At 66.9% G+C, this 18,635-nt stretch carries 10 protein-coding genes; 5 read left to right on the plus strand and 5 right to left on the minus strand.

Annotated elements, in window-relative coordinates:
- Window positions 1–191: 191 nt before the first annotated feature.
- The gene (gene pglW, locus ACIGJO_RS05185; RefSeq protein WP_399952308.1) at window positions 192–4,880 is read left to right on the plus strand and encodes a BREX system serine/threonine kinase PglW; all 4,689 of its coding nucleotides are present in this window, start codon (window positions 192–194) and stop codon (window positions 4,878–4,880) included.
- On the plus strand, window positions 4,877–8,674 hold the full coding sequence (gene pglX, locus ACIGJO_RS05190; RefSeq protein ID WP_399952311.1) for a BREX-2 system adenine-specific DNA-methyltransferase PglX: 3,798 nt from the start codon (window positions 4,877–4,879) through the stop codon (window positions 8,672–8,674). The genes pglW and pglX overlap by 4 nt, the downstream gene beginning before the upstream one ends.
- 60 nt (window positions 8,675–8,734) lie before the next feature.
- Here the strand turns inward: pglX and ACIGJO_RS05195 are convergent, their stop codons facing one another.
- A complete protein-coding gene (locus tag ACIGJO_RS05195; protein WP_399952314.1) occupies window positions 8,735–9,070 on the minus strand; it encodes a type II toxin-antitoxin system VapC family toxin in 336 nt (111 codons plus the stop codon).
- Window positions 9,071–9,320: 250 nt separating this feature from the next.
- Window positions 9,321–9,995, minus strand: coding sequence for an ATP-binding protein (locus ACIGJO_RS05200; protein ID WP_329946030.1), 675 nt, complete (start codon window positions 9,993–9,995; stop codon window positions 9,321–9,323).
- A gap of 186 nt (window positions 9,996–10,181) precedes the next feature.
- On the opposite strand from ACIGJO_RS05200, the gene ACIGJO_RS05205 reads away from it, so the two are divergent.
- Together ACIGJO_RS05205 and ACIGJO_RS05210 are read left to right on the plus strand one after the other, a co-directional pair.
- Window positions 10,182–11,054 (plus strand): helix-turn-helix transcriptional regulator, encoded by an 873-nt coding sequence (locus ACIGJO_RS05205; protein WP_329946031.1) that lies wholly within the window; start codon window positions 10,182–10,184, stop codon window positions 11,052–11,054.
- A complete protein-coding gene (locus tag ACIGJO_RS05210; RefSeq protein WP_329946032.1) occupies window positions 11,051–11,254 on the plus strand; it encodes a DUF397 domain-containing protein in 204 nt (67 codons plus the stop codon). The genes ACIGJO_RS05205 and ACIGJO_RS05210 overlap by 4 nt, the downstream gene beginning before the upstream one ends.
- Here the strand turns inward: ACIGJO_RS05210 and ACIGJO_RS05215 are convergent.
- The 3 genes from ACIGJO_RS05215 to ACIGJO_RS05225 form a co-directional block, all read right to left on the minus strand.
- Window positions 11,238–12,344, minus strand: a complete 1,107-nt coding sequence (locus ACIGJO_RS05215; protein ID WP_399952318.1) for a fatty acid desaturase — start codon at window positions 12,342–12,344, stop codon at window positions 11,238–11,240. The two genes, ACIGJO_RS05210 and ACIGJO_RS05215, sit on opposite strands and share 17 nt — an antisense overlap.
- A gap of 72 nt (window positions 12,345–12,416) precedes the next feature.
- A complete protein-coding gene (dapF, locus tag ACIGJO_RS05220; RefSeq protein ID WP_399952321.1) occupies window positions 12,417–13,427 on the minus strand; it encodes a diaminopimelate epimerase in 1,011 nt (336 codons plus the stop codon).
- A gap of 116 nt (window positions 13,428–13,543) precedes the next feature.
- The gene (locus ACIGJO_RS05225; protein WP_399952324.1) at window positions 13,544–14,416 is read right to left on the minus strand and encodes a hypothetical protein; all 873 of its coding nucleotides are present in this window, start codon (window positions 14,414–14,416) and stop codon (window positions 13,544–13,546) included.
- Window positions 14,417–14,704: 288 nt separating this feature from the next.
- On the opposite strand from ACIGJO_RS05225, the gene ACIGJO_RS05230 reads away from it, so the two are divergent.
- Window positions 14,705–18,628, plus strand: coding sequence for a phage resistance protein (locus tag ACIGJO_RS05230; RefSeq protein ID WP_399952327.1), 3,924 nt, complete (start codon window positions 14,705–14,707; stop codon window positions 18,626–18,628).
- Window positions 18,629–18,635 lie beyond the last annotated feature (7 nt).

Below are 18,635 nucleotides of genomic sequence, written 5' to 3' on the forward strand. Positions count from 1 at the left end.
GGGCAATGAGTTCCCTCACCAGCGCGTGGCCACCGGCGGGGAAACCCGGTCGCCCGCCACCGGATAGATGATCTTGACCGATTCCCCCCAGACACCGCGAGCCGATACGATCCGAGGGGAATTCTGACGTTCAAATCGAACGCACGTCGGAATGTATGCAGGTCGGTTCGGAAGCGGAGTGAGGACGGCGTATGCGGGAGGGCCGCTGGGAAACGGTCACGGATTCCGAGTTCCCGCATGAGCGTCGCGGCCTCGAAGCCATCCGCACGGAGCTTCCGGACAACGATCCGTGGCGCGCCTGGTCGAACTTCACGTTCACCGCGAACTCCGGGCACGTCCGGGAGGTGGATCTGCTGGTGATCGCTCCCGGCGGCGTCTTCCTCATCGAGCTCAAGGACTGGCACGGTTCCCTCGAGTCCCGGAACGGTACGTGGCTGCAGAGCCAGCCCAGGGGGCGGCAGGTCGCACACGGCAACCCTCTGCACCTGGCGAACAAGAAGGCGAAGGAGCTGGCCGGGCTGCTGGAGCCCGAGCTGAACGGGGAGCGGGTGTGGGTCTCGGAGGCGGTCTGCTTCACCGACTCCTCGCTGAAGGTCAGGCTCCCCCACCACGACCAGCACGGTGTCCACACCGTTCCGCAGCTCGTCAAGACGCTGAAGGAGCCCCCGCAGTTCGAGCAGCGGCGGATCGACGCCCCGCGGTCGCGACGGATCGCGGCGGCTCTGGGCCGGGTCGGCATCGCACGCAGTGACGCGGAGTACAAGGTCGGCCCGTATGTGCTGCACCGGAAGTCGTTCGACTCCGGCCCCACCTGGGCGGACTATCTGGCCCGGCACAGCGATCTGCCCGAGGCTGCCAGGATTCGCGTCTATCTGCGCGAGCGCGGCTCGGATGCCGGGCTGCGGGCCTCCGTGGAGCACGCTGCCCGACGTGAGGCCGCGGTGTTGCGGCACTTCCGCCACCCAGGTGTGGTGCAGCTCAAGCAGTACGACCCGTCGGGACATTCCGCCGGCCCCGCGTTGATCTTCGACTACGACCCGAGAACGCTGCGACTGGACGAGTACGTGGCACAGTACGGGGAGAAGCTGGACATTCTCGGCCGGATGGCACTCGTGCGTCAGCTGGCGGAGACGGTGCGTTCCGCGCACGGCAGGCGTATCTACCACCGGACCCTGGCGGCGCGTGCGATCCATCTGATGCCGCGCGGCCGTGGCGGAGCGGCGGGTTCGGACAGCGAGGATGCGGGCTGGCTCAGTCCGTATGTGCAGATCTCCGACTGGCAGGTCGCCGTCCAGCGCGGTTCCGAGCACGGTGGCCAGAATGCCGGGGACAGACTCGCGCCGACGTCGTTCTCGCGGGCCGGTGCGCACATCGCCGAGGGGGCGGACCCGTACCTCGCTCCCGAGCTGACCGCGCTCAAGGCCGATCCGGTCGCCCTGGATGTGTACGGCCTCGGCGTACTCACCTATTTGCTGGCCACGGGTAAGGCACCCGCGGCCAGTCAAGCCGAGCTGCTGGCCCGGTTCGAGGCGGGCGAGGGACTGCGGCCGAGCGCGATGGTCGACGGTCTTTCGGAGTACATCGATGAGCTGGTGCAGGCGGCTACCGCGTACAGCGTCTCCGACCGGCTGTCCTCGGTGGACGACTTCCTGGAAATGCTGGAGGTCGTCGAGGAGGAGCTGACCGAACCGGCCCCCGCCGAGCAGGCACCGGCGCCCGTCCCCGAGAAGAACCCGTTGGACGCGGTCGCGGGCGATGTACTGGCAGGCCGCTGGGAGGTGAAGCGCCGGCTGGGTACAGGGTCGACGAGCCGTGCGTACCTGGTACAGGATCTGTCGGCCGGGCCGGAGGTCCGCTTCTCGAAGTCGCTCGCGGTGCTGAAGGTGGCACTCTCCGGCAGCAGGGACGCGGTACTGGCCCGTGAGGCCGAGGTCATGGGCCGGCTGCGACCCGATTCACGCATCATCCGGCTGGTCGAGCCCACGCCACAGCGCATCGGGGGCCGCACGGTCCTGGTCATGGAGTACGTGGGTGACGAGCGCGCGGCCGACGTCGAGCCGGCAGCACCTGGTTCGACGAAGAACCGGCGGCGCGAGGAAACCGTCGCCCGTCAGTTGCGCGAGTTCGGGCGTCTGTCGGTGGACCAGCTGGAGGCGTACGGGGACTATCTGTTCGGCGCGGTGGACTTCCTCGAGGGCGAGGGTGTCTGGCATCGCGACATCAAGCCGGACAACATCGCGATCCGTATCCGTCCGAACCGCACCCGTGAACTGGTGCTGATCGACTTCTCGCTCGCCGGATACCCGGTGCAGGAGACCGGCGCGGGTACGGACGGCTACCTGGACCCCTTCATCGGTACGCTCACGGACCGTTCGGTGTACGACGGGCATGCCGAGCGGTACGCCGTGGCCGCCACGCTCCATGAGATGGCCTCGCGCGAGTTGCCGGTGTGGGGTGACGGCCGGGTGTCAGCGCGCCAGACCGACCCGAAGCAGGAGCCGTATCCGAAGATCGCGGTGGATGCATTCGATCCGGCGGTCAAGGACGGTCTGCTCGCCTTCTTCCGCAAGGCCCTGCACCGGGACGCGTCGCAGCGCTTCCGCGATCTCAAGCCGATGCGCGATGCCTGGAAGAAGATCTTCCTGGCGATGGACGAGGCCAAGCCCTCATCACGCCGCTCGCGCCACCCGGCGGCGGCCGAGGTGGGAGCGGAGGTCCCGGCAGCGGGTGCCGCGATCGCGGATGCCGAGACGGAGACCGCCGAGCAGCAGCGCGACCGGCAGGCCGCTCAGGCGGACCGCTCGACTCCGGTATCGGCTTCGGGGCTGAGCCCAGCCGCGGAATCGTTCGTCTACGGGCTGCGCGTCAACACGGTCGGAGAGCTGCTCGACTACAGCCAGCGCCAGCTCGTGAACGCTCCCGGCCTCGGCGCGAAAACACGGAAAGAAGTCCTGGGCCGGATCAAGGAATGGCGCCAGCAGCTCGCCGAGCGCCCGGCCGCGCCGCTCACTCCCGAGGGCCGCAAGGAGGCGAAGGCCGAGCTTTCGGCGGCCGAGGCCGCAGTGGCCGGTGCGATGGCCGAGGCCGGTGGCGGGGGTTCGCTGCCGGAACGTGCCCTGCGCAGCGTCAGCCTGGACGCCCTGGCCACCGTCTTCGTACCGGAGCTGAAGAAGGACGGCACGAACCGCAACGAGTGCGAGATGGTCCGGCTGCTGCTGCGCCTGCCCAATGGCCACGGTGAGCTGCCCACCGAGGTCGGCGTCTGGCCGAAGCAGAAGGATGTCGCGGACGCGCTGGGCCTGTCGGCGGGTCGGATTCCGCAGATGCTGAAGACGCAGCGCACCCGCTGGAAGAAGCATCCGACGGTACGGGCGCTGCGCGCCGAGATTCTGGAATTGCTGCGCTCCATGGGCCGGCTCGCGTCGGCCGCGGAGATCGCGGACGCTCTCGCGGTACGCCGCGGCACCCAGCTCCAGGAGCCTGAACAGCGCCGTGCGCTGGCCCTGGCGGCGGTCCGTGCGGTGGTGGAGGTCGAGCAACTCGTCCCGCAGGAAGGCGAGTTCCGGCACGCTCCGAACCGGGACGCGGCCGACGAGGGCATGGGGGCAGGGCTGCTGGCTCTGGAGGTCGGCGAGGACGACGCCCCACAGACTCCGTCCGCACCGGGCCTGCTGGACTACGCGCAGCGGCTCGGCCGGGTCGCGGACCGGCTGGCGAAGCTGGACACACTGCCGACCGCCGCAACGGTTCTGACGGAACTCTCGGCGATCCCCACGCCGAGTGCGGTCGTGGAGTGGGACGAACGTCGCCTGGTGGAGGTAGCGGCGGCAGCGGCGCGGAACGCGGCGGCGACGCCCCGGCTGGAGATCTATCCACGAAACCTTCCGCTGGTACGAGCCCTGCGACTGACCCAGGCCGGGCTGGTCCGCGTGATCCCCGGCGTGGCGGAGGCCGACCAGCCGGGGCTGACCGCCGCCGATGTGCACGAGCGGGTACGGGCCCGCTTCCCCGAGCTGCTGAACAAGCGGGGCGGACACGCACTCCCGGTCAACGGCCCGCTGACGAAGGCGCTGCAGGCGGCCGGATTCGACCTGACCGAATCCACTCGCCGACGCCCACGCACGCTGCGGTACCTGCCGCGGAGGACGAACTTCGCGTCCAGCTTCCTCTCCTCGGACGGCAAGCGGCAGGCGACCGGCACGATCGCTGCGCGCCGCTACTCCGACGATCCGCAGCTCGCGGGCGCGGTCGCGGCGGAGGAGCGTCTGCTGTCCTCGGCCCGGCGGGACGGATTCCGCGTCCTGACGGTACGGACGGGTCTGGCACACCAGGCGATACGGGAGTTGGAGGGCGACCGGTTCGACGCCGGGGTGGTCTCGGTGACCGAACTGTTCCTGGGCGCGCTCCACGAACTGGTCGACGCCCGCCCCAAGCCGACCTGGGAAACCATCCTGCGGGCGGATGTGGCCCCGCCCGGTTCGAGGGGCGCGATGAAGTTCGCCGAGTACGCGCGTACGGCGTGGAGCTCGGTGGAACCTCGTGTGGGCGAGCTGCTGTCGGCACCGGGCCCCAAGAACCCGCTGCTACTCACGGACGCCGGGGTGCTCGCCCGGTACGACGCCATGGGCAGCCTGGAGCGGCTGGCCGAGCGGGCGAGGAATGGCGGGCGGGGCCTGTGGCTGCTGTGCCCGCAGAGCGACCCTGCGCGCCCGCCGCGACTGGGGGCGACGGCTGTGCCGTATCAGGCGGGGCTGGGTGAGTGGGTGGTCCTGCCGGACTCGTGGGTGTCGAACGCCCACCGAACCGACGAGTTGGGCCTGTTGGGCAGGCGGAACGCATTGCCGACGATGAATACGACCACGGGAGAAGACCAGAAGTGATCGACCGCACGGCGTTGAAGACGGACCTGATCAAGCAGGTCAAGGCGGTCGAGGTGGACCTCGGCAAGCAGGTCGCGGAGGGCGAGAAGCTGCTCAAGCCGCTGCGCACGGAGTACGGGAAGGCGAGCAAGGCGGTCCTCCCTCCGGACGAGGCCCCGAAGTGGGACGTCTGGCTGGAGAGCCGGCTGGCGGAGCTCTCGGCGGATCGCGCGGATGACGTACGGGCGACGGAGGCGGTCGCTGGCCGGTTGCGGGCTGAGTACGACGAGGCGCGGGGCCTGGGACGTACGGCGGCGACGTGGAACGCCTGGCTGGACGAGCGCGTCACGCAGGTCGCGGTGGCGTGGGTGCTGGGCACGGTGTTCGTCCGGTTCTGCGAGGACAACCGACTGATCCCGGAGCCGTATCTCACGGGCGCTGAGGCCGAGCGGCGCGACCTCGCGGAGGCCCGGTACGCCCAGTATGTGGAGGAGACCGAGGACCCGACGTACCGGGGCTGGCTGCTGCGTGCGTTCGAAGAGCTCGGCGCGGGTCAGGCGGGCAAGCTGCTGTTCCGCCAGGACCGTAACCCTCTCTACCAGATCCCGTTGTCGCACGACGGGGCGCGAGCGCTGGTGGAGTTCTGGCGGGAGCGGCGGGAGGGACCGGCTGGAGAGGACAGTGCGGGCGGTACTGATGGTGCGCCGGTCCTCGTCCACGACTTCACGGATCCACTGAACGCTGACGGTACGGACGGGTGGGACACCCGGTTCCTGGGCGACCTCTACCAGGACCTGTCGGAGGCGGCACGGAAGACGTACGCGCTGCTCCAGACCCCGGAGTTCGTGGAGGAGTTCATCCTCGACCGGACGATGGACCCGGTGGTCCGCGAGATGGGCGGCCGGTTCAACGAGTTGAAGATGATCGACCCGACGTGCGGCTCGGGGCACTTCGTACTGGGTGCGTTCAGGAGGCTGGTACGCCTGTCGGCGGAACGCCACCCGGACCGCGACCTGCACGAGCTCGTACGGGACGCGCTGAACTCGGTGCACGGCGTGGACATCAACCCGTTCGCGGTGGCCATCGCGCGGTTCCGGCTGCTGCTGGCGGCGATGGCTGCGGCGCATGTACGGACGCTGGCGGCAGCGGGGCGGTACGACTGGCCGGTACACCTGGCGGTGGGTGACTCGCTGATCGAGGACCGGCAGCAAGAGCTTGAGCTGATTAGCGAGGAGACAGGGAAGCGGCTGGTTGATTTCACTTATGCGACGGAGGACCTGGATGACTATCCGGGGATTCTGGAGCGGGGGCGGTATGACGTGGTGGTGGGGAACCCGCCGTATATCACGGTGAAGGATAGGAAGCTGAATGCGCTTTACAGGCGACTTTACGCTTCTTGCGGCGGCACATACGCCTTGTCCGTTCCGTTCGCTGAGCGATTCTTCCAGCTAGCGAAGGTGGGGGAACCTGACGGACGCGGGTACGGCATGGTAGGGCAAATCACGGCAAATTCTTTCATGAAGCGAGAGTTCGGGACCAAGCTGATTGAAGAATACTTCGCTCACAAGATTGAACTTACGGAGGTAATCGATACCTCTGGGGCGTACATTCCGGGCCACGGGACACCAACGGTGATCCTTGTGGGGCGGCGACGATCAGGCGCTGCGCGCACAGAAAGCATCCGCACCGTGCGAAGCATTCAGGGCGAGCCCAAGGCGCCGGAGAACGGAGCTGACGGGCTAGTCTGGAATGCCATCGTGAAGCAGATCGACGATTCTGGATCAGTTAGTGCATGGGTTTCTGTCGACGACTTGGAACGCGGAAGATATTTCAGCCGGAAGCCATGGATCCTAACCGATGGCGGTTTGGAACTGGTCGAGCGGATCGAATTGGCAAGTAGCGCTAAAATCAAATCCAAACTTACACGGACTGGATTCTATGGCGACACACATGCAGACGACGCACTGGTTTTTCCGGAGAGGGTTCTAGACAAGCTCCGCGTCGAGTCAGAGTTCATCAAACGTCTCGGAGTTGGTGATGAAGTCCGCGACTTTACAATCGCCGCCGGAAATCACGTAATATACCCCTACGATGCGTCCCGTACTGTGATCCCTGTGAGCAGCGCGCCAGCCCTTCACCGTACTCTCTGGCCGAATAGGACGGAGCTAGGAAATCGCTCAACCTTTTCTGGTCGAACTTACTTCGCCGACAGTCGACCTTGGTGGGAATGGCACCAGCTACCCAAAGATGCGGACGCTCATCCCTGGTCTCTCAACTTTGCTTTTGTCGCCACGCATAACCATGTGGTACTTGATCGCAGCGGCCGGGCATTTACCCGCACAGCCCCGGTGATCAAGTTGCACAAGGGCGTAAAGGAGGAGGAGCACCTGCAGTTGTTGGGGCTACTCAATAGTTCGACCGCCTGCTTCTGGCTAAAGATGATGAGCCACAGCAAGGGAACCGAAGGGCATCAATCAGGTATCAAGACGGAGCTTTGGGAGCAGTTCTATGAGTTCACGGGAACGAAGCTCCAGCAGTTCCCTCTCCCGACGAGTCATCCCGCCACCCTCGGAACAGCTTTGGATTCCCTCGCACACAAACTTATCGCCGCTGGCCCGTCTGATATTGTTCAAGCAGGTCCTCCCAGTAGCCCCGCCTTCCTGAAGGCCCGCACTGCGTGGCACTCCACCCGCGCCCAGATGATCGCCCTCCAAGAAGAACTGGACTGGCAGGTCTACTCCCTCTACAAGTTGCACTCCGAGGACCTGCGCGCGCCCGAAACCGACGTACCCGAACTTGCCCTCGGTGAGAGGGCCTTCGAGATTATGCTTGCACGGCGGGTGGAGAAGGGCGAGGCATCCGGCGAGTGGTTCAAGCGGCATGGCTCCACTCCCATCACCGAAATGCCCGACCACTGGTCCGACGCCTATAAGGCCGTCGTTCAGAAGCGCATCGACGTCATCGAGTCGTCCCGGGCCATCGGCATGGTGGAGCGGCCCGAGTACAAGCGGCGCTGGGCGACCGAGGGCTGGGACGTTCTCCAGGAGCGAGCCCTCAAGTCCTGGTTGCTCGACCGCATCGAGAACCGTGAGCTCTGGTTCCAGGATGGGCAGCCCACACTGCTCACGCGCGCCCAGCTCACGAGCGCCCTCGCGCTCGATGAGGACTTCGTTTCGGTTGCCGATCTGTATGCACCCCGCAAGGAGCTGGCGACCGTCGTCGCCGAACTCCTCGCGGATGAGCATGTGCCGTTCCTGCCCGCTCTCCGTTACAAGCCCACTGGGTTGAAGAAGCGTGCCGACTGGGAGGACGTCTGGGCACGTCAGCGGGAAGAGGACGCCGCCCCGGATGAGTCGACCAAGCGGAAGATCCGGGACGCCATCCCCGTACCGCCGAAGTACACCTCGGCCGACTTTCTTAAGCCCTCCTACTGGCGGGCACGCGGCAAGCTCGATGTGCCGAAGGAGCGGTTCATCTCCTATGCGACCGGTGCGATCTCCGGCGTCCCCAACCTGTTCGGCTGGGCGGGTTGGGATCACCAGGAGCAGGCTCAGGCGCTGACCACGTACTTCACCAACGATGACGGGCTGTCCACTGAGGAAATGGTGCCTCTCCTCGCTGGACTCCTCGAACTTCAGCCCTGGCTCGGTCAGTGGCACAACGAGTTCGATCCGCTGTACAGCGGTACACCTGCCGCCTTCTTCTCCGGTTACCGTTCCGCCCAGCAGGGCGAGCACGGTCTGACCGACGACGACTTGCGCAACTGGCGTCCCGCTCCGGCTGCCCGTCGCGGTCGCCGCCCGGCCAGCAACTGACGGGCTGGTACGACGTGCAGGTCAGACCGACATGACCTGCACGTCGTACTGTGGTATCCACTAGTTCCGAGTAGCCAGCACCATCCCTTCGGCCTGCGCCTGCGCGACGAGAATCCGGTCGAAAGGATCGGTGTGCACCATCGGCAGCCGACCCGCCCGCACTCCGTGCGCGGCTGTGATGGGCAGGCCCCTGAACGGGAGATCACGTACCTGCTCGGCCAGGTCCCCGGGTCCTTCGAGCGCGCCGAGGAACTGCTTGACCGTCATTTCCCACGGCGTCACCGCGCTTACGTACACGGCAGGTTCGGTATCCAACAGTTCCTTGACCGACGAGGTCAGCCGTGGCGAGTCTTCGAGCCACCACAGGACCACGCGCGTATCCAGCAATAGACGCATCAGCGCATCCCGAGCGCGTCAGTCACTGAGGCAGGCGCGTCATCGAAGTTGGCAGGGATGCCGATACGGCCCCGCAGCGAACCTCGGCCCAGCCGCTCCATCCTCAGCCGTGGGGGCAGCGTCCTCGCCACCGGCCGGCCCGCCTTGCTGATCACTACCAGTTGACCGCCGACCACCTGCATCAACGTGCCCAAGAATGGCGGGCGCGGGTGGTGCACTTGGCGCCGGAGTAACCTCCTCCACAGCGCCCTCACGAGGGGATCACCGGACCGGTCCGGGCTCGAACCCGCATCTCGGCGGCCGATGTTGTTCGCACGGTCAGCCTCTCCGCAGCATCCAGGCGCAAGGCCGGGCCACCGTCATCCAGGGTGATGACGACCGCCAGCCCTCCCAATGCGTAGCGCTCGCTCCGGACAGCGCGGACCGTGCGCCAGGCACCCCACGCGCGTACGCATTGACCGGGCCGGACGGAAACCGCCGCGATCTGGAACTCTGTAGGAACGGGGTCAACACCCTGCGCCAGCAGCTCCGCCCACACCGTCTTGCCGATACCGGCACGGCGTTCGTCCACGCCCCAGCGATGAGCCAGGGCCTTGACGAGCATGAGTCCGCGCCCGCCCTTGTCCAGCTCCCCCGGCCGCTGCACTTCTGGCCGGCCAGCCCCCGCGTCACTCACCTCCAGTCGCAGGAGTTCGCCCCTCCCCCGGCACTCGATGCGGACGCCCACCAGACGGTCCCCGGGCACGGGCACCCGAACCGCATTGGTCACCAGCTCCGAGAGCACCAACTCGCCATCCGATGCGGCTGCCTGACTGGCCCGCCACTCCCCGAGCTTCGCTCTCAGCACCGCCCGCGCCCTGGGAACGCTGCTACGACAGCGAGAGAGCCGGAACGCGAGTTCGTAGGTGCTGGAGTGCTCTGCCATGACGCCCCCTGAGGGTCGGTGCCGTCGAACGAGTCCTGGGCTTGGCGGTGGTTCGCGCTCCCGCCGAGCAGTAGCCTGCCCGCGATACAGGCACTCGCGCAACGTTGAAGGGATTGCTAGCTCTTAATTCACTCGTTCGGGCAATGTCGGAGTCTCCACACCTCGGACTCTGATAGGGAGTGCCGTATGCCAAATGTCAATCCGTCCACCGTGCTCGGGCGTCAACTCGGCGACGAGCTGCGCCGATTCCGCGAGCAGGCATGCCTCTCCACGGCAGGGGCTGCAGAGGTCCTCGACTGCACAAAAGGAAAGATCAGCCGTATAGAGAACGGCCACGTTCCTGTCCGTGCACCGGACCTGATCGCCCTCATGCAGGCGTACGGAGTGGAGGACCCACAGTCACGTGAACGGCTCGTGGCGCTTGCGCGCAGAGCCAATCGGCGTCGGCGCGAGGGCTGGTGGCACAAGTACGACTCTGTGCTTGGTGCCGCATACCGCGACCAGATCGAGATGGAGGCCATCTGTGACAGCATTCGGACGTATGAGGTGCAGTTGGTTCCTGGGCTTCTTCAGACGGCCGAGTACGGACGTGCCGTGACGGTTGCCTCTCGGGCCTGGCAAACACCTGAGGAGATTGACCAGTTCGTCGATGTACGGCTTGCCAGACAGGAACGACTCACGGATGAAGCGCCCATAAAGTTCTGGGCAGTTCTGGCCGAAGGAGTTCTTCGCCAACAGGTAGGCGGCCCTGCGGTCATGCGAGCCCAACTGGAGCACCTGATCGCCATGGCGGAGCACCCGAACATCACCGTTCAGGTGCTCCCGTTCTCGCGAGGCGCGCACTCAGGTATGTTCGGCCCGTACCTGCTGCTCAGCTTTCCGCAGTTGGCATCGCTGGATCTCGTACTTTCGGAGACCCCGACCGGCAACATCTGGTTGGAGCGGGATCTCGAAGTTGCCCACTACCGTGCGCTCTTCGATGACGCGCGCACGGTAGCGCTGCCGCACACGGAATCACTCACACTGATCCATAGCATCGCCAAGGAGTACAAGTCATGAGGCACGAAGCCGCCGAATCCCATGGCGCGATAGATACTGAATGGCGTAAGAGTAGCTACAGCGGCGGACAGGGAAACTGCCTCGAAGTCGCGGACAACGCCCCCCACCTCGTCCCCGTCCGCGACAGCAAGCGCCCCACCGGCCCCGTGATCACCTTCAGCCCCGACGCCTGGCGCGCGTTCATCAGCCAGTTGGACTGACTGGCCCTCGATGCCGTTCCCGTCGGCCGCGTGACCGTTCGGGTGCCGGCTGTGGTGGTGTTGCCCTGTCGGCACGCGTCAGCGCCCTGAAGTGGTGACGGACGACTGCGCTTTCACTCAGCAGCAGTGCGTCGGGGGTGTACGCGGGGGTGCCCAGGGTGTGCTTCTCCAGAAGCGGCAGGTAGTTCCAGCGCACGGCGGGATGTGCCGAGTGTGCGTAGTGGTAGAGGTCGCCGTACGGAAGCCATGTGCCGCGCGCCAGTAGGGCTGCCGCCGCGCTGTCCGGGTACAGCCGCAGGCATCGGGCGGCTTCCACCGCTGCTGGGGGTCCGTCGACCGACTCGGCATCCCACCAGCGGTGCTCCACCAGCAGCGACATCCAGGCGAGCTGCGGGTACAGGAGCAGACGGGGCACTATCCATCCGAACAGTGCCGCCTGCCAGCCCAAGGCTGCGGCAGTCGCCACGGGTACTGCGGCAAAGCCGGACAATCGCCACCACCGCGCCTTACTGGCAAGGATGTTGTCAGCGATGCCCCGCACCGTGGCGGCGGCGCCGGCAGGGGTGAGCGGGAAGACAAGGGCCCGGAGGAAGCGCGGCCTGGTGACCCCGGTACACAGGCCCGCTGCGTGCAGTTCCCGAAGGTTGGGGTCCACCCCTGCGACAGTCGCGTTGGGGTGGTGCTCGCGTACGTGTCGTCGACGGCGGACCGGAACCGGGACGAAGCCCAGCGGAACATGGACGGCCGCTTCACAGAGTGCGGCTCCCGCTCGGCCGGTGCGAGTGAGCACTCCGTGGACGGCGAAGTGGCTGATCTCCTGGAGATGGCGTAACTTCACCGCCCCCGCGATGGCGGCGGCGGTCCATCCGAGGGGCCCGCCGTGCGCGGCTATGAGAAACCAGCCGACCAGTTCCCACCAGTGTCCGGCCAACAGCAGTGCCGGAGTGACGTTGTTGGCCCGTTCACGCTGCAGTGCTCTGATATCCCGCAACGTTGTCGGCTCACGACGGCCGCGACGCGGGCTGAACCACCAACGGTCCGCTTGTCGTATCGCCACTCCTGCCGCGACGATGGCCAGACAGATGACCACGCATTGCCCCCAAGATCTCCGTCCGACGGACCGAAACCCTGGTCAGGTCGCAGCCGCGAACACAGGGACCTTTCACGTCGCGGCGGGGCCCTTCATGGTCATCTCGATCCCGGATTCCTTCAGTACCTTGAGATTGTCGCTGTTCAGAGCGGCGAAGGCATCGACTTCGTCGAGAAAAGCCTCGCCGGTGTATTCGACAGGCCCAACACCGAGCAGCACGGCCGGGTCGAGTTCCGCGGCGTACACCTTCGTGGCGTTGCCCTCCAGGATCGGCTGCCACCGCTCGCCATGCGTCTGCATCCAGCTTCGGGCGATCCCGCCCGGATTCCGGACCACCACGGGCTGAGCAGGATCCACCCGCCCCATGCGCGAGAGCACCGCACGCGACGCGGCGACACCCGAGCCGCAGGACGGCGTCAGACCGGCGCCACGCTCGAAGGTGCGGATGAACACCTCGGCCTCGGCGAGCGGGCGCACGAACGAGACGTTGGCTCCGATCGGGAAGGCGTCCGGGGTGTTGGCCACACGCGTGCCGGTCGCCACGAGCTCCGCCTCGTTGTAGGAGTCGTCGAGCACGGTGATCAGATGCGAGTTCGGCACAGCCAGCGCGGAGACGTGCCGGGTGGCGTGGTAGGCGGGCAAGGGCTGGTCGACGAAAGGCCCCTCGGCTTCGGCGACGATCGGGTCGGCGGGAGTGAAGTCGACCGGGGGGAGTTCGACGGAGACCTGCCGGACGCCGTGCGCGGTGGTGTCCGCGGCACGGACCGTGAAGGAGTACGGACCGGTGCGCAGAACGACTTCTTCCGCCTGATAGCGGTCCAGGAGCAGCCGCCCCGCTCCCCGCATGCCGTTGCCGCACAGCAGTGACGGGGAGCCGTCGGGGTTGTAGAAGAGCGCCTGAGCGGTTCCGTCACCGTTGTCGGCGATGAAGTACACGCCGTCGCCGCCGAGCCCACGGCGACGATCGCACAGCAGTTGCACAGCGCGGGGAACGTCCGCCTCGGCGAAGTGGTCGCCGGGCAGCCCGTCGATGACGAAGATGTCATTGAGACTGCCGTGCGTCTTGATGATCGAGAGAGCCATCACGTTCCGTCCGTCGCCGTACCGGCCCTCCCGACCAGGACCAGCTTGATCCTGCCAGTCTAAGCGGTGCGCCCAGACCTCTTTCAGGCTGCGCGAGCGCTTTCCCGCGAGGGCTCTCAGAGCTGGGCGATCAGAGCCCGTACGGCATCTTCGTCCCAGGTCAGACCGGTGGCCATGGGACGCACCAGGGATTCGTAAGTGGTCAGGGCGGGCGGCGCCGAGGTTGAACCGTGCCCCCAGATCGACTCGAACCGGCCTGCCCAGCGCTCGACGCTCTTGAAATACACAGAGGAGCGACCACGCAGGTACTCCGCATCGCCTTGTTCCTCCTCGACCAGCACAGCGGCCTTGGCGAAAACAACGAAGTCGATCGCCTGGTCGGCTCGGAGCCGGTCGCGGACAGCCAGCCCGCACTGCACGCCCAGTGAGCGGTGGTGATCGACGAGCTGGAGCAGAGAACGGCCGAAATCGGCTCGTGCCAGATCGTTCGACCAGCAGATGAACAGACGCTGCACACTGCCGCCGGCCTCGATCAGCTGACGGTTCGCCGCGAGGTACTCCCTGCGCACCGTGAGCAGGTTCGGGTCCGTGGTCAGGTCCGCGGCCAGGACTCGTTGTGGCTGCGCTCCGGATTCGATGAGGACCCTGAAGAGCATCACCGACAAGCGCGGCACCTCGGATGCGTACACCTGCAAGTGTCCGTCGGCGATCTCGCCGAAGTCCGCGATCAGGTCACGTTCCAGCCGTGAGCGAATCGTGGCGAAGTAGGTGGCATCCGCCATGTCCCGGTCGTTCGCCCTGCGTAGCTGAATGTAGATGCTGCGTAACCACATGTAGTTCACGATCATGAGCAGCAGAAGGACAGTCTCGGCCATCAGCACGAGGTTGGTCAGATCGCTCCGCTGCATCACCCACGCTGCGACAGGGATGACAATGCCAACGATGCCGATCAAGGCATTGAGAACCTGGGACGAGAGTGCTTCGGCCACTCGGGTCCCCATGCCCTGGCGCGGTAGTGTCGTCATCCTTGCAAGCCTTTCCCCGTCGGACTGCTCGGCACAGTCTCCGAGCATGATTCCGGAGCCGCCGGTGCCGGACAAGGGCGCCTGCAGGACTTGATCCGCCCCGGAAGCCGCGCCGCCACCCCCGCCGTGCACCCAGCAGTCATTTACTGTCGCCCATCGGTGCGGACGGGCGAAGGGACACGGCCCCCGACCAGCCCCTCGTACCATGCATGTCCGAGGGAAAGACGGAATGGAACGGAAGCAGCAGACCTCATGGCCCCGAATGTGACCCAAGCCCCGCTCCTCCGCGACGTCATCGACATCAAGACGTCGATCTCCACCTCCGACTTCGTTCTGAAGCTCGCCGAGGCGGTCACCCCGGAGGGCGCGGATCTCGCTCTGCGGGACTACGTCGTCACCGAGCGGTTGCTGGAGAACTTCGACGAGGCGCTCGGCCTGATCAAGGCCGCGCTCGACGGGCACACCTCGAAGGCCGCGTATCTGCACGGTTCGTTCGGTTCCGGTAAGTCGCACTTCATGGCCGTGCTGCACGCTCTCCTGCGGGGGGACCCGGCGGCACGGAGCCGCAAGGACTTCGATTCCGTGCTCGGCAAGCACGAATGGCTGGGCGGGGAGCGCAAGCGGTTCCTGCTGGTGCCGTACCACATGCTCGGGGCGAAGTCCCTGGAGCAGCGGGTGCTCGGCGGGTACGTCAGTCACGTCAGGAAACTGCACCCCGAGGCGACGACGCCCCAGGTGTACCGGACCGACGCGCTCTTCGAGGACATCCGCTCGCACCGGCAGCGGATGGGCGACGAGAAGTTCATCGAGGGGCTCGCGGGTGCGGACGCGGGCACCGTTTCCGCGGGCGTCGATGACGACTGGGGCGACGCGTTCGCCTGGACGTCGCAGCTGCTCTCCACGGCGCTCGAGGCCGAGGAGCTGGACGGCGGCGAGATCACGCTGGATCTGGTCAATCCGAGCACTCCTGCCGAGCTGCGGGCCAAGCTGGTGCATGACGCGAGCAGCACCTGGTTCCCCGGATTCGCCCGGAACGCGGCCGAGGACGAACACGGGTTCATCTCGTTGGACGCCGGTCTCGCGGTCATCGCCGAGCATGCGAAGTCGCTCGGTTACCACGGGCTGATCCTCTTCATGGACGAGCTGATCCTGTGGCTCGCCAACCGCGTCCACGACCAGAAGTTCGTCTCCCGCGAAGCGGACAAGATCACGAATTTCGTGGAGGGGGCCGACTCACGGCGGGCCGTACCGATCGTGTCATTCATCGCGCGCCAGCGTGACCTGCGCGAACTGGTCGGTGAGGAGATCTCCGGGGCCGCCGAGGCCGCGATCCAGGACAGCCTCCGGCTCGCCTCCGGCCGTTTCGACACGATCACGCTGGAGGACCGCAACCTTCCACAGATCGCCCACGCACGTCTCCTCAGGCCGAAGGACGCCGAGGCCACCGCGAAGCTGGACGCCGCCTTCACCAAGATCAAGCGGGTCGGGCCGCAGGTGTGGGACGTGCTGCTGGGGTCGGACGAGGGGACGACGGGAGCGGACGAGGATTCGTTCCGGCTGACGTACCCGTTCACGCCCGCGTTCATGGACACGCTGGTGCACATCTCCTCGGCGCTCCAGCGCTCCCGCACGGGTCTGAAGCTCATGGGCCAGCTCCTGGCCGCACACCGCGACGACGCGACGCTGGAGAACCTGATCCCGCTCGGCGATCTGTACCCGGTGATCGCGGACGGCGGTGACAAGCCGTTCGTGGACAGTCTGAAAGTGGAGTTCCAGACCGCGGACAAGTTGTACCGCGCCAAACTGCGGCCGCACCTGCTGGCCACGTACGAGATCACCGAAGAGGACATCGAGCGCTACCGGCACCGGCGCGACTCGATCACCGATCCGCAGCTCGCCGACCGGTGCAAGGGCTTCATCGCTGACGACCGGCTCATGTGCACCCTGCTGCTGTCCGCCCTGGCGCCGAGTGTGCCCGCGCTCCGGGACCTCACGATCCGGCGGCTCGGGGCGCTCAACCACGGTTCGGTGGTGTCGCCGATTCCCGGGGCCGAGGTCGGTGTCATCAAGGCCAAGGTCGACGAGTGGGCGACGCGCTTCGCCGAGATCAAGGCGACCGGGACCGGTGCCAACGCGGGTGTGCGGCTCGAACTGGCCGGCGTGGACGTCGACTCCGTGATCGCCAACGCCGACGTCAACAACAGCGCGTCCAACCGTCGCGCCCTCGCCAAGCGCATGGTCGCCGAGGAGCTGGGCCTGTCGCTCCAGGAGCGGCTGGGCGCGGACGAGCTGCCGTTCGTCTGGCGCGGCTCGAACCGTACGGTGGAGATCGTCTTCGGCAATATCGCCGACGCCGACCAGCTGGCCGACCACGAGTTCTCACCCAGCCAGAACGGGCTGTGGCGGATGGTCATCGACCTGCCCTACGACGAGGGGGTACAGGGTCCCGTCGAAGACGCCAACCGCATGGGCGGGCTGCGCTCCCTGCCCGGAGTGCCCCCGCTTACTGTCGCCTGGATTCCCACGCATCTTTCGGCCGCCCGGTTCAAGGACTTCCAGCGACTGGTCGTGATCGAATACACGCTCGCCGACCAGCACCGCTTCGACACCCTTTACGCCCGGCATCTCAACGCCGACAACCGGGCCCGCGCCAAGGTGCTCCTCGAAGGGCAGCGTGAGGCACTCAGGAAGACGGTCAAGGCCGCGTTCAAGCAGGCGTACGGCTGCGCGGAGAAGAAGCCTGCCGATGTCGACGTGTCCTTCGAGGACCACTTCGAGCCGCTGCCGAACGTGGCCGAGTTGCGGGTATCCGTCGGGATGACCCTGCATGCCGGAGTCCGGCACATCGCGGGCAAGCTGCTGGCGCACCAGTTCCCCGCCCATCCCGAACTCGACCCACAGAACACCGGTACCGCCGTCCGCCCGGCCGATGTCCGGACCGTCTTCGGACACATCAGGGCCGCCGCGGAAGCCGGGGACCGGCAGGCCGAGATCCCGGCCAAGGACCGTGCGGTGATGCAGCGCGTCGCGGCTCCGCTCGGGCTCGGCCGGCAGAAGGAGGCGTACTTCCGGCTGTCCAGCCAGTGGGTGGACCACTTCGGGCTCCAGGCCCGCAACGAGGGCGGTCCTGGCGATCTGAGCGTCGTCCAGCTCACCGAGTGGCTGGACCGGCCCGAGCCGATGGGGCTCGATCCCCTCCTGGCCAACCTGGTCATCGCGTCCTACGCGGAGATGGACGACCGGGTGTGGGTGCAGGGCGGGGCGCTGCTGGACCCGGCGCCCGAGCCGTCGACCGTCAAGCCCCTGTACGCGCTGCGCACGCAGCCGTTGCCGGACGAGGACGTCTGGCAGGAGGCCCTGCGGCGGTACTGGGACATGTTCGCGGAGCCGGCGCCGCCGACGCTCCGCCGCGGGCGGATGGTCGGCCTCTTCGCGCGGCTCATCAGCCGCCAGGCTCATGCTCATCAGCCGCTCGCAGGCGCTCTCGTGCAGGAGCTGGAGAAGCGCGCCGCCGCACTCGGTCTCGACGGGACGGACGAGAACGGCAGGCTCGCGATCACCCGGCGCTCGCGCGACCTGCTCGACGAACTGGTCGGTCTGGACCGTACAGCCGCGAGTGGTTCGGCCGGTGCCAAGCAGATCATCACGGCGTTCGCGGCGTTCGACCTCGGCGAGGTGTCGTCCACTCGGTACGGCGCTGCGATCAAGCAGGCCAAGTCCGTCACGACCGCCCTGGTCGGTGCTGCGTGGGACATGTTCAAGCTCGCCCCTAAGTACGGGGCACCGGGGCGGGCGGTACTGGAGACGCTGCGGGGTCACGCACAGGCCGACCAGCACACCAGCAAGCTGGAGGATGCGCTCCAGGACGCGCGGGACTCGATCGTGGCCGTCATCGACCGGAGCGACACGGAGAACCCCCCGGCGCCGTCGCCCACGCCGACCGTCACGCCTGCGGACAACACGCACAGCACACCCAACGACGTCGACCTGAACACCGACGCCGATCGGCCTCCTGTGCCGACCACTCATCCGGATTCTGGTCGCGCCCCGAAGCGCTCGGGCGGTGGCCGGACGACGGCTGCGCGGGCGATCGCCGAGCTCCAGGCGGAACTGGCCGGTCTGTCGGCGGTGGAACCCGACGCGACGATCGAGATCAGCTGGCGAGTCGTGGAATGAGGAGCGT

The sequence above is a fragment of the Streptomyces sp. NPDC079020 genome (genome assembly GCF_044542225.1).
In the GTDB taxonomy this organism is placed as follows: domain Bacteria; phylum Actinomycetota; class Actinomycetes; order Streptomycetales; family Streptomycetaceae; genus Streptomyces.

What these genes read in the sequence shown, in the direction of transcription:
- pglW (WP_399952308.1), top strand. Translation starts at nt 192, where the DNA reads ATGCGGGAGGGCCGCTGGGAAACGGTCACGGATTCCGAGTTCCCGCAT.
- ACIGJO_RS05210 (WP_329946032.1), top strand. Translation starts at nt 11,051, where the DNA reads ATGAGGCACGAAGCCGCCGAATCCCATGGCGCGATAGATACTGAATGG.
- ACIGJO_RS05230 (WP_399952327.1), top strand. Translation starts at nt 14,705, where the DNA reads ATGGCCCCGAATGTGACCCAAGCCCCGCTCCTCCGCGACGTCATCGAC.
- dapF (WP_399952321.1), bottom strand. Translation starts at nt 13,427, where the DNA reads ATGGCTCTCTCGATCATCAAGACGCACGGCAGTCTCAATGACATCTTC.
- ACIGJO_RS05205 (WP_329946031.1), top strand. Translation starts at nt 10,182, where the DNA reads ATGCCAAATGTCAATCCGTCCACCGTGCTCGGGCGTCAACTCGGCGAC.
- ACIGJO_RS05195 (WP_399952314.1), bottom strand. Translation starts at nt 9,070, where the DNA reads ATGCGTCTATTGCTGGATACGCGCGTGGTCCTGTGGTGGCTCGAAGAC.
- ACIGJO_RS05200 (WP_329946030.1), bottom strand. Translation starts at nt 9,995, where the DNA reads ATGGCAGAGCACTCCAGCACCTACGAACTCGCGTTCCGGCTCTCTCGC.